The sequence below is a fragment of the Bacillus mojavensis genome (assembly GCF_012648005.1).
Lineage (GTDB): Bacteria > Bacillota > Bacilli > Bacillales > Bacillaceae > Bacillus > Bacillus mojavensis.
The window spans coordinates 757,975-770,391 of the sequence record NZ_CP051464.1 but is presented as its reverse complement, the minus strand read 5'-3'; the positions used below and the strand labels follow the sequence as shown (position 1 = coordinate 770,391).

The window sequence follows — 12,417 nt, the reverse complement described above, 5'->3', positions numbered from 1 at the left end:
TCCTCCTAAAGCGGGGTCTCCGCTTTGTTTCCCGCTATGTACAGAGCGGGTTTCGGCGGTTTTTTCATCCCTGTTCCGAGATAAAAGCTTGTATGCGGCGGCTGGTTGTACGCTGTATTCTGCCAAGCGATCCCGAGCCTGTAAACCGGATCGTGCATCAGCGTGTAAATACGGTGATGGGTAAAATGTGTCGTTGTATAGATACGGAGCGCTCTGCTGTCTTCGGTTCTCCAAATGACCTCTTCCCGCCAGTCTCCGAACAGGTTGGCCTGAAGAACCGGGTTTCCTTTTGTCCCGTTGTTGGACAGCACATCTTCCGGCTGAAAAATCGTTTTTAAACAGCGGTTTTCAGCATCCCACTTTTCAATCTTTGGTTTGCCGATCGTTCCATTCCAATCATGATCCAAAAGCTCCCTGACCAAGTCTCCGTCCCACCAGATGGCGAAATTGGCTGAAGCAGGCGCTTTGGCGCTGATTTTTTCTCCTTTGCTCGTATAGAGCCCATATGACATTCCATCATTGCCGGGCGGATCGATTCCCCAGACAAGCGATCCCTTATACCGAGGGTCAATATGAGCAGCCATTCCTCTGCCAACATCTGTTCCGGCATGGACGCCCCATAACACCTCACCTGTTCCGGCATCACGCAGCGACAACCCATACGGCTTGCTTGCGTCCTCATGAACCTGAAACACTTCAAGCCCTTTGCGTGACGGATCAAGATCGCCGACGTGCATGGCGTCTCCGTGGCCGAGTTCCGTCGTGTACAGACCGGTTCCGTCATGATCAACCGCCATGGCGCCGTAAATAATTTCATCTTTTCCATCTCCATCAACATCAGCCACGCTCAAGCTGTGGTTTCCCTGTCCCGCGTATGCTTCATGCCCCGGCTGATTTGAATCAAACGTCCAGCGTTTTTTCAGCCTGCCGTTCCGGAAATCATAAGCGACGAGTACTGTTCTCGTATAATAGCCCCGTGCCATCACCAGGCTCGGCCGCTCTCCATCCAAATAAGCGATTCCGGCGAGAAAACGGTCCATGCGGTTGCCGTAGCCGTCTCCCCAATCCTCCAGTTTTCCCCGAGGCGGTTCATAATCGACAGTCGTGAGCGCTTCACCGGTTTCCCCTTTAAACACTGTCAAATATTCCGGACCTGACAGAATTCGGCCCTGCTCATTTCTGAAATCAGCATGCTCGTCACCGATGATGTTTCCTTTGCCGTCTATTGTGCCGTCGGCTGTTTTCATAGCGATTTCTGCTTTTCCGTCACCGTCTAAGTCATAGACCATAAACTGCGTATAATGGGCACCCGCTCTGATGTTTCTGCCGAGGTTGATTCGCCACAGAAAAGTGCCGTCCAGTTTATAGGCGTCAATGAGAACGTCTCCGGTATATCCATGGTGAGCGTTATCTTTTGAGTTGGACGGGTCCCATTTCAGGATGATTTCATATTCTCCGTCCCCATCCACATCTCCGACGCTCGCATCATTGGCGCTGTACGTGTACGGCTTTCCGTCCGGCGTGATACCGCCTTCCGGTTTGTTAAGCGGCACCTCTAGGACATTTTCCCGCCAGACGGGAGCTTCTTTAGACAGCTTTTCTTCCCGTCCTTTATTGATGGCTGCCACCTGGTAAACAGAGTCCGCCATTCCGTTTTGATCGAGAAAATTGGTGCTGTCCGCGATCGGCTTGCGGGTGATCCGCTTTCCATCCCGATAAAGGTGAAAAGCCATCGTCTCATGATCCGTTCCGAGAAAACGCCAGCTCACAAATACGCCTTGCTCCGTCTTGACCGCAATTAAGCCTCTGGTCAAATACTCCATCTGCCTCTTTTTTGGTTTCATTTTAAATGGGAACGGGCCAAGCGTGCGGCCCGTTCCTTCCCCCCTTCTGTTAAGGCGTATACATATTCGGTTTAGACTGTGCCGCCATGCCGTCTCCTAAAAAGAAGCTTGTATGCGGCGGCTGGTTATACGCGACATTTTGCCAGGCGATGCCGAGCCGGTACACAGGGTCATGCATCAGCGTGTACAGCCTGTGCTCGGTCGGGATGGTGGTGGTATAGATGCGGAGCGCACTGCTGTCCTCGGTTCTCCACACAGCCTCCTCCCGCCAGTCACCGAGCAGATCAGCCTGAAGAGCCGGTGTTGCTTTTGTAGAGTTATTGGAGGCAGCACCTGATGCAGTCAGCAGGTTTTTAGAAACGCCGTTTTGATAATCCCATTTATCGATCCTGTTGCTGTCCAGCTGTTCCCGCAGCAGGTCACCGTCCCACCAGATGCCGAAATTGGTTGACGACGGCACACTGCTGCCGATTTTGGCGCCTTTCGATGTGTAAAGAGAACCGTTCGCCCAAACCTCCTGTCCCGAATAGCGCGGATCAATATCAGCGGCCATCCCCCGGCCTACATCCTTGCCGGCGTGAACACCCCAAATGATTTTTCCTGTCGCGGCATCCCGGAAGGATAAGCCATATTGCGCGTTTTTGTCCTCATGAACCTGAAATACTTCAAGCCCCGGCCGGCTCGGATCAAGATCCCCGGTATGGAGGGCATCACCGTGGCCTAAGCCTGTCGAGTACATGCCTTTGCCGTCATGGTCAACAGCCATTGAGCCGAAGATGATTTCATCCTTTCCGTCTCCGTCAACATCCGCAATGCTAAGATTGTGATTGCCCTGTCCGGCGAACGCTTGATTGCCCGACTGAGAGGAATCAAGCGTCCAGAGTTTTGACAAATTTCCGTCTCTGAAGTTATACGCAACAAGCATGGTTTTGGCATAATAGCCTCTAGTCATAATCAGACTCGGCCGCTGCCCGTCGAGATACGCAATGCCCGCAAGAAAACGATCGACCCGGTTGCCGTAGCTGTCGCCCCAATCCGATACGTTCCCTCGTGCCGGTTCAAAGTTTGAAGTGACAAGCTCTTTCCCCGTTTCACCTTGAAAGACAGTCAGGTACTCAGGACCAGAAAGCACACGCCCCTGCTCATTTCTGTAATCGGCATTCGCATTTCCGATCACTTTTCCCGTGCCGTCTTTTGTTCCGTCAGCGGTCTTCATCGCCACTTCCGCTTTTCCGTCACCATCCAGGTCATACACCATAAACTGAGTGTAGTGTGCGCCTGCTCTGATGTTTTTGCCGAGACCGATTCGCCATAATCTTGTTCCGTCCAGCTTATACGCATCAATAAATACTTCACCCGTATAGCCGTCCTGTGAATTATCCTTTGAATTAGACGGGTCCCATTTGAGGATCAGCTCATACTGCCCATCTCCATCCACATCACCCGTACTGGCATCATTGGCACTGTAGGTATAGGCTTCACCCTTTGGCGTCGTGCCGCCAGCCGGTTTATCAAGTGGAACGGAGTGATACGGCTGTGCCCATACAGAGGCTTTTTCAGAAGCTGCCTGCTCGGTACCGTTTACAACAGCCCGAATGGAATACGTTGAGCCCGCAGATCCGTTTTTATCGATATAATTCGTGGATTTGACAGGCGAAGCATTCAGCTTTTGTCCGTCTCTGTACACATTAAACGCCACGGCTGCGTTTTCTGTCCCAAGAAACCGCCAGCTGACAAAAATGCCGCCTTCCGTCTTGACTGCCACAAGGCCCCAGTTCAACGCTTCCATCTGCCGCGCCGCTCCTTCTGCTTTGACAGGAAATACAGAAGCCCCCATCATCAATAACACCAACAGTGTGAGAGTGGTAAACATGCTTTTTCTTCGTCTAATCATCAGACAGCTCCTTATCATTTATCTGTAAGCGCTTACTTAAATTGGATTTTATGCGCTTAAGAAGTTGTCTTCAATGTCACTTTTTTGCATAAACGTTTTTGGTTGGCTGCACTTTTTTGCCGGTTTGTCATTTTTTTGTTTACCCGGCCTGATGACGGTGCCGGGCCTCTGTTTTTTGAAACCCTCTGTAAGCAAAAAACATCGACACGAGCCCAAATAAACTAGGACCGTAAAATGGGATCAGACCCGGAAGCGTATACAGCAAGTAAAGCACAAATCCGCAGCCGATCAACATGCAGCCGGTGGTCAGCGGCCGCATGGCGCCGAACAGCAGCGCTTGCGGAATATATTGGCGAAGCGGAAGCTCGTAATGCACATAAAGAGGGAACACATACATGAGCGCGACGGTGTACAAAAGCCCCGCCAAGAGTGTGCAGCTCGTCACAGTAAAGGACAGCCAATCCGCACTTGCCGAAAAATAATAATAATTGGCGGACAACATAAGCAAAAGAGCAATAAACGCAAGTCCAATTACATTAACCTTCAGAAACTCTTTTTTGTAGGTATCCAGAAATAACGCAAATACCGGGACATCTTTATGCCCCATCAGCCATTTCCGTATGACGGCACACATCGCGGCTGTGCTCGGCGCCCATCCGAAAAGAACGCCGCCCAAAAGCGTAAACAACAGCCACAGCCCGTTCAGCCACGCGATTTTCACAACCGCTTCACAGCCTGCATAAAGCGCATCCGTCACAGTCGTCTTCATCCTCTCACCGCTTGGTGCACAGACAAATCACGATAAGCGGCTTTCATCGGCGCCATTTGCCTCAGCCCGATTTTTCCTTTCGTTAACACAGGCCCGAATGTGCTTCCGTCATCCTGCCACTCCAGAATGGGCAGATCATTGATCGAAAAATGCACATATCCTTTATCCTTAATGAGCTTCATATGATACGGGGAAACAGCGTCGTCCGGAGAAGGCAGCGGATCAGCTCCCAGTGCAGCGAGGTGGAAACCGCGGCTTTTTCTTAGATTGCAGGTGCGGAACGCTCTTTCCTCCGGGTATTTTCTGCGGAAATACGACAGATGGAGCGCATTGATGTCTCCGGAATGGTATTCGGGGTACTTTCCTGTTCTTTTCTTGAGTCGCGAGTCAAATAAGTCCTCGCCTCCGATGCCGGCAGCCGCGAAAAACAGCATACACAGCCCCGGCTGTTCAATCGGGTAAAAATCCCACTTCACAATGATGCCGTCGGGAAATGTTTCTGGACACCAATAAACAAAGTGCGCTTCGTCCTCTACATGTGACAGGTGCATACGCTGATCTTCGAATGAAACGTGCCCGCCTCCCTCCATCCGCCAGTCTTTCACATCGCTTGCTGAACGGAGCGGATTGCGGTACAGGCACGCGCCTTCTTTATACATGTTCTTTCCCCTCCCGGCTTACGAGATGATCCTTCAGCGGAAAGCCGATTTCTTCGATGCCCTCAGCAACGAGCTTCGCAACCTCCATGGCCCCTTCTTCTGAAAAATGCGTATTATCCTCAATGCCGTCTGGATAATTCGGATGTTCACCCGGCTGAAACCACATAAACAAACGCTTTGACTCCTCCGGGCCGTATGCTTCATAAAGCGCCTTCGTTTTCGTTAGCAAATCAATGACTGGCACATCAAGCTCCTTCGCTAACGCTTTCATCGCATCCGGATACTCACCGAGCGTGTGCTCAATCCTTCCGTTTTCATCAAAGCGGCGGCGCTGCACCGATGTAACGAACACAGGCTGCGCGCCTTTTTCACGCGCTGTGTCCGCAAACAAAGTGAGAAATTGCTGATACGTCGAGTATGGTTTCGTTCCCCGCGGTTTCTGGTCATTGTGGCCGAATTGGATAAACAAATAATCGCCTTGGGATATACGCTCAGCAATCGTCTGAAGCCTTCCTTCCTCAACAAATGAATTGGTGCTGGCTCCCCCTTTGGCGTGATTGCACACCTTCACCTGTTCAGTGAACAATTGACCGAAAACCTGCCCCCAGCCTGCCATCGGCGCTTCATGCGGCGGGCAGTCGCTTACGGTGGAATCCCCTGCTAAAAATACCTGAATCGTTTTTTCCATCACATGTCCTCTCCTTTCACGGCGTTTCCTGATACATTTGCCTGAAGACTCCCGGCGGCATGCCGACTTGCTTTTTAAAAATCCGGTTGAAATAATTGTGGCGATAGCCGACTTCTTCTGACACATCATGAATTTTTTTATTTGTATTGACCAGCAGTTCTTTTGCTTTTTCGATTCTGATGCGGGTCACATAATCAATAAAATTAACGCCCGTCACTTGCTTAAAGGCCTTGCTCAAGGTGTAAGAATTCATGCCCAGCGCATCCGCGCAGCTTTCAAGAGAAAGATCCGCCATATACTGCTCATGAATCATCGCAATCACACGTTCCGCCACCTGTTTTTGCTGTCTGTTTTTCCTGCCTTCAAGCTTGGCAAGGTACGGGGTGACAACCGCATCCATCAGCCAGGCAGCCGCTTGGACAGGCTCATGCAGCTCAGATATTTCGCGAAGCATATCCCTGTTGCCGAACAGCTCGCTCGGGTGAAGGCCGGAATGCAGAATATCCTCCTGGATGCGGGAAAACAGTTGTATCAGCGCAGAATGCACTTGTCTGTCGCTGACCGCCATTTCAGCCATTTCAGCCATACATAAGCGAATCAGCTCCTCTGCTTCCGCTTTTCTTTCCAGCCGAATGGCCTGAACGATTTGTTTTTCAAGTTCAAAAGGATAGTAGGGTGCGGATGGCTCAGCCTGAAAAACATCATCTTGCAAATCGATGATCTGATGGCGATTGGCAAAACATCTGCGGGACTTGCCGCTTTTCACATCCTTAAACAAAGATGGGATATCCTTAATACGGGCCGATTGCCTGCTCATTGTTCCGGTCAGGCTTAGTCCCGTGACAGCACCAAATATGTGGGCCAGCTCTGAAAGATGCGCCTTCAGATCCGAGCCGCTCGTTTTCATCACAAGCACGGTGACGGAAAGGCGCCCAATATCAAGAATTAAAGGTTGAAAACGCCGGTTTGCCGCGAGCTCCTCATGTAAATTGGTCAGTGTAAACACAGCAAGCTGTTCATCGTCGGCATAGAACATGCTATTATCACAGCGAAGCCCTGTCACCTGAAGATCAAGCACGTGAAATACGTTTTCCCCGATGTCCCATCCCGCATCCTCCATCCGCGATCTGAGGCTGTCCTCTGTGTCATAGTAAAAGTCACCCTGAAGCAGGTGCTGCAAAAAACTCTTTTTCATATGGGGCGTCTGCCGGAGCAGCTGCTCATGAAGCCTCCGGCTCTCAAGGGAAAGATCATTCCATCTCTTTTCAATCCACTTAAATTCGTCCTGACCTGACGCCTGCCATGCTTGTTTCTCTCCTCCCGTAAACAGTCCGAGCAGATGCTGAATCGGGCGATAGATTTTCCTCGAAGCGTACCACGTCATGCACACAGCCAAGCCGATACAAACGACAAGCATCACAATAATCACCTTTGATAAAAACACCATCGGCGCTGTGATAGCTGAAAGAGGCGCCGCAGAAACAAAGGTCCACTTCTGGTGCATTCGCTTCATTTCTCCATAGGAGACGGAATACACCGTGCCATTCCAATCCATCTGAAAATGGCCTTTCTGGCGAGGCTGTTTTTTCACCTCATTCATTAAAGCATTTTCAAAATCCTTATCTCCTCCATGGAAAAGCACCTCCCGCTTTTGATCAAGAAGTAGCGCGCTGCCTTCAGGGTAAGGAGACAAACTTTGCAGAAGCGCCTCCATTTCTTTCGGATCTACCGTCAGCATGATCGCGCCAAACGGTTTCTCAGCCGCACCCGGAATGAGCTGAATCAGCGCGGCGTCTTTTCCCGATCGGCTCCAATAAATACTCCGATCGGAGTCGAGAAGGGAGCGGTATTTATGAAGCATATCCTGTTCTGTTAGCACGCTGTATTCAGGGCTCAGCACAAGAGGCCGGGGGCTGTTCAGAAAGATAGCAGCCTGCTGAATCAGCGGCTGCTGGTCCCGCAATAGAAACAGCTTTTTCGTTAATTGATAGGAGAATGTAAAGTCTTTCTCCAAATCCTTTTCGGCCAATCCGTTCATCAGCGAGGAATCGTATGCCATTTGGGCAAGCGTCAGCTCAAGCCCTTCCAGCTTCTCATCCATCCGGCTGACTTCACGCGCCACCTGTGTTTCATGCGACTTTTGCAGCTCTTTCTCCACTTTATCGATAGATAAAAAGTAGATGGCCCCGCCTGTCAGCAGTCCGGGAATACAGGCAATCAGCAAAATGAAAACAAAGTTTCTTTTGAAATACGTTCCCTTCCAGCGTGAAACCCGTTCTTTCTGTTGAGGCTGTTTTTTCATCCCTTTCCCCCCGCCGCCGTCTTTACTGATACACGCGTTTTTTCGTTCTCAGCACATCAGCGAGAAATGTGAGTGCAAGTCCCTGTCCCCAGCCTTGTATTCGTTTGTAAGGCACTTGTTTGTATCCTTCCGCATTTTTCATGACGGCTGTGCCCGCGGATACTTTGCTGACACGTCCGTCCTCTTCCACCGCATCCAAAATAGCGGCAAGTGATTTCTGCGCGTATTTTGTATAGAGCTTCCCGCTCGACAGCAAAGCAGAGGCAATACCCGCCGATGCCGAAACCTCCAAATACGAATCCGGATCATCCAAAATGGTATGCCACAGCCCTGAATCGTCCTGCAGCCGGACAAGCGCGCTTAACTGGTCTCTAAGCGATCCGTCAATGATCATAAAAGAAGGATGCGTCACCTCGATGAGCGGGAGCGCTTTTGCCATCGTAAGCGCAGCCCAGCCATTCGCCCGTCCCCAATAAATCCCCGACAGGTGGTTTTGCGCTTTATTGTCCCAGGCATGGTAATACAGATTGGTCACGGGGTCCTGCAGCACGTCCTCATGTCCATGAAACTGGCGCAGGCCGTCCTCAAAATAATCCTCCCGCTCCATCACACGGCCGATTCTCAGCATAAACAGCCCCGCCATCATCAGCGTATCCGCCCATGCCTGCTCAGGAAACACATAATCCGACGAGTTCACCGTATGCTGAAGAATACCTTCCCCAAAGCGGGGCGCGTGATGAAGCACATATTCCGCCATCTCGCCAGCCGTTTCCAAATAGACGTTATCTCCCGTCACCTGATGCAGAAACAAAAGCGTATGCCCGATCGATACACCGTTGATCGATAGCGGCGGCAGCCCATCCTCAAGCTGTTCATCCACCCACGTTTTTAACAGTTTGATATACTCCTCGTTTTCCGTCGCTTCATACGCCTCTGCCACGCCGTAAAACGCGACGCCGCCCGGCCAATCCCACGCAAAATCCATTTGAAATGTCCGTTTCACAATTCTGTCCATAACGGATGTGACCTTTTCTTCATCAAAGATAAGCTGTGCCATCTGCAACACTCCTTTTTATTTTAATCCGGTCGTACTGATGCCCTGAACGATATATTTTTGAAACAGAAAGAATACGAGAATCACAGGCAGTAAAGAGACGGCCGACATGGCAAACATCGCGCCCCAGTTTGAAGCTGATTCCGTGTCCAGGAAAAGCTTCAGCGCAAGAGAAACAGGATAAAGCTCCGGCTTATTCAAATAGAGCAGCGGCTGAATCAGCTCCTCCCACTTCCAATAGAAAGAAAAAATCGCAGACGTTGCAAGCGCCGGTGCAATGAGCGGCAGAATGATCCGCCAAAAACAGGCAAAGCGCCCGCACCCGTCGATTCTCGCTGCTTCATCCAGCTCCTCAGGGATCGTTCGGATAAACTGGATCATCAGAAAGATAAAAAACGCATGCCCGAAAAATTGCGGAACGACAATCGGTTTAAAAGAATTCAGCCAGTCTAATTTCGCAAACATAATGTACTGCGGAATCATCAGCACTTCATGCGGCAGCATTAACGTCCCCATCATGCAGGCGAACCAAAATGCTTTTCCTTTAAACGGGATGCGCGCGAAGCCGTAGGCAATGACAGCCGATGACAGGACGGCGCCGATTGTAGACAGCCCGACAATGATCGCCGAGTTTTTAATAAAGGCCCAAAACGGCTGACCCGCAATGCCCTTCCACCCTTCAGCATAGTTGCTGAGAATAAAAGGATCTGGAATGAGAGAATGAGAGGTTGTGAAAATACTGGAGCTTTCTTTAAAAGAACTGACAAACAGCCAAATGACGGGATACAGCAATAACACCGCCAGTGACGCCGTAAGAACATGGAACAGAATGCGTTTTGGCTTGATGCGCCCGGCTTTTTTCCCTTCAAACACCGGGGCTTGCCTGACAGGCTGGTTGACCGGCTCCATCCGTTATTCCTCCTTTGATTCGTAGTGAACCCAATATGATGATGTTTTAAATAAAATCAGTGTAATCAGCCCGACAATAATCAGCATGATCCACGCCATCGCCGAGGCGTAGCCCATTTGAAAATAGTTAAACGCCCGCTGGAACAAATAGAGTGAATACAATAGCGTTCCGTCAAGCGGCCCGCCCTCGCCTTTTGAGATGATATAGGCTGGGGTAAAGGTCATAAAAGCAGAAATCGTCTGCATGACCAGGTTAAAGAAAATAATCGGCGTCAGCATCGGCAGCGTGATCTTAAAGAAGCGCTGCACGCGGTTTGCGCCGTCCACGCTGGCCGCCTCCAAATACGATGCCGGAATGTTTTTCAGCCCGGCCAGAAAAATCAGCATGGATGACCCGAACTGCCAGACGGACAAGAGAATCAGCGTCCATAACGCGCTTGTCGGGTCCTGGTACCAGAGAATTTTTTGATCGATCCCGACGAAAAACAGCAGCGCATTGATGACCCCGTCATTGCCGAAAATATTGCGCCACATAATGGCAACAGCCACACTTCCGCCGATGATCGAAGGCAGATAAAACAGCGTCCTGTAGATGGCTGTTCCCTTTGCCGCGTTGTTTAAAATGACGGCAATAAAAAGCGCGAAGCCGAGGCGGAGCGGAACCCCGGCAAGCACGTACGTGAAAGTGACCTTCAGCGACTGCCAATACTTTTCGTCACCCGTAAACATTTCCTTATAGTTATCGAGCCCGATCCACTTCGGCGCCGTAAACAGATCGTAGCTTGTAAAGGACAGAAACAGAGACGCGCCCATTGGAATCACCGTAAAACAAAAGAAGCCGATAATAAACGGAGAAATAAAAGCATATCCCGCCAGATTGTCTTTTCTCTTACTCCGGCTTATTTTCATTCTGTCAGCCCCATTTCCCGTCAATTATTCCTCTCTAAAATGTCGTTGGCCTGCTTCCGGAACGTTTTGGCGGCTTTTTCCGGCGATACCTTCTGATACAGAATCTGATCAGACGTATCCTTCAGCAGCTTAATAACCTCAGCGCTTCCCACCGGCTCCGGCGGATCGGCTTTGCTGATGTTTTTCGACGCGGCTTCCACATATTCCACAATGTTGGCCTCTTCCTCATTCAGCTCCGGTTTTATCGCATCTGCCACCTTGTCGGATACCGGAACGCCCCGCTCGCCTTTAATCAGCTGGTTCGCTTCTTTATTATTCACGAAGAAATCAATGAACTTCGCGGCCTCTTTTTTATGCTCAGAGCTTTTCGGAATGGAAAACAGCATACTCGGCTTCAGCGTCAGTGCCTTTTCCTTCATTTGTTCAGGCGGCAGATAGAGAGACAGCGGTGAGTCTGTCAGCCGGGCAAAGCCCAAATATTGATTGGAGTAGTTCCATGTAATGGCTGATTTGCCTTTGACAATAAAGTCATCTTCCATCCCTTTAATTTGGGCGCTTTCGTCCGGCGTTGGCGATGTTTTTGCTTTGACCAGCCTCAGCTGCCGCTCAAAATAGTCGACAAACAGCTTGTCATCCTGATACGCAAGGCCCGTGCCGTCCTCTTTATAAAAACGCTCACCCTTCGTGCGCAAATAATACGGGAAGAAAATATCAGGCGGATGCATTCCGTTAGATCCGTATACGCCGGCTTTTTCCTGCAGCTCATACGCCAACTTCTCATAATCCTTCCACGTCCAGTTTTCCTGATGAATTGAAACACCGGCTTTCTTCAGCAGATCATCATTCGCAATCACTGAAAGCACGTTGACCCCAAGTGTAAATCCGTAAAGCTTTCCGTCAATCTTTCCGCCGGACAGCATATTCTCATCGATTGAACTGACGTCAATTGTTCCGTCCTTCATATATGGCGTTAAATCCTCAAGCTGATTTTTCTTTCCGTATTGCGCCAAATATGCCGTATCCATTTGAATGACATCAGGCAGCTGGCCCGCGGCAGACATTGGCGCAAGCTTCTTCCAATAGTCATCCCAGTTCGCAAATTCCGCTTCAATATGGACATGCGGATTCTTTTTCTCATATAATTCAATGACCTTTGTTGTATAGTCATGCCGCGGCTGTCCGCCCCACCATGCGATTCTGAGCGTCATGTCCTCTTTTTTCCCTGACGCCTCTTCACCCGCAGAACATCCGCTGAAGAAAAAGACGCATACAAGTGACAGCAGCACGTAATAAACCTTCTTCAAATCAATCCCCCCTTTAATGTAAGTGCTTACATTTTATTTTAAAGGGTTGTGACGGGGCGAAACACTCAAAAAACAGTGGCGAAAG

The 12,417-nt window shown here is 50.1% G+C and carries 10 protein-coding genes; all 10 read right to left on the bottom strand.

What is annotated here, in order from left to right; genetic code table 11:
• Positions 1-5: 5 nt before the first annotated feature.
• Positions 6-1,844, bottom strand: coding sequence for a rhamnogalacturonan lyase (locus tag HC660_RS03955; protein WP_168747153.1), 1,839 nt, complete (start codon positions 1,842-1,844; stop codon positions 6-8).
• A gap of 49 nt (positions 1,845-1,893) precedes the next feature.
• Positions 1,894-3,738, bottom strand: a complete 1,845-nt coding sequence (locus HC660_RS03950) for a rhamnogalacturonan lyase (RefSeq protein ID WP_483398306.1) — start codon at positions 3,736-3,738, stop codon at positions 1,894-1,896.
• A 139-nt stretch (positions 3,739-3,877) separates the two neighbouring features.
• A complete protein-coding gene (locus HC660_RS03945; protein ID WP_168747151.1) occupies positions 3,878-4,507 on the bottom strand; it encodes a YesL family protein in 630 nt (209 codons plus the stop codon).
• Positions 4,504-5,166, bottom strand: a complete 663-nt coding sequence (locus tag HC660_RS03940; protein ID WP_168747150.1) for a YesU family protein — start codon at positions 5,164-5,166, stop codon at positions 4,504-4,506. The genes HC660_RS03945 and HC660_RS03940 overlap by 4 nt, the downstream gene beginning before the upstream one ends.
• A complete protein-coding gene (locus HC660_RS03935; protein WP_168747149.1) occupies positions 5,159-5,857 on the bottom strand; it encodes a rhamnogalacturonan acetylesterase in 699 nt (232 codons plus the stop codon). The genes HC660_RS03940 and HC660_RS03935 overlap by 8 nt, the downstream gene beginning before the upstream one ends.
• A 13-nt stretch (positions 5,858-5,870) precedes the next feature.
• Positions 5,871-8,156, bottom strand: coding sequence for a transcriptional regulator YesS (gene yesS / locus HC660_RS03930; RefSeq protein WP_168747148.1), 2,286 nt, complete (start codon positions 8,154-8,156; stop codon positions 5,871-5,873).
• 22 nt (positions 8,157-8,178) lie between these two features.
• Positions 8,179-9,213: a rhamnogalacturonyl hydrolase YesR gene (gene yesR / locus HC660_RS03925; protein ID WP_168747147.1), complete on the bottom strand. Its 1,035-nt coding sequence runs from the start codon at positions 9,211-9,213 to the stop codon at positions 8,179-8,181.
• Positions 9,214-9,228: 15 nt separating this feature from the next.
• Positions 9,229-10,119: a carbohydrate ABC transporter permease gene (locus HC660_RS03920; RefSeq protein WP_168747146.1), complete on the bottom strand. Its 891-nt coding sequence runs from the start codon at positions 10,117-10,119 to the stop codon at positions 9,229-9,231.
• A 3-nt stretch (positions 10,120-10,122) separates the two neighbouring features.
• Positions 10,123-11,052: a carbohydrate ABC transporter permease gene (locus HC660_RS03915; protein WP_168747145.1), complete on the bottom strand. Its 930-nt coding sequence runs from the start codon at positions 11,050-11,052 to the stop codon at positions 10,123-10,125.
• Positions 11,049-12,332 carry an ABC transporter substrate-binding protein gene (locus HC660_RS03910; protein ID WP_168747144.1) on the bottom strand — a complete coding sequence of 428 codons (1,284 nt, stop codon included), beginning with the start codon at positions 12,330-12,332 and terminating at the stop codon, positions 11,049-11,051. Before HC660_RS03910 ends, HC660_RS03915 begins: the two co-directional genes overlap by 4 nt.
• Between the last annotated feature and the right edge of the window lie 85 nt (positions 12,333-12,417).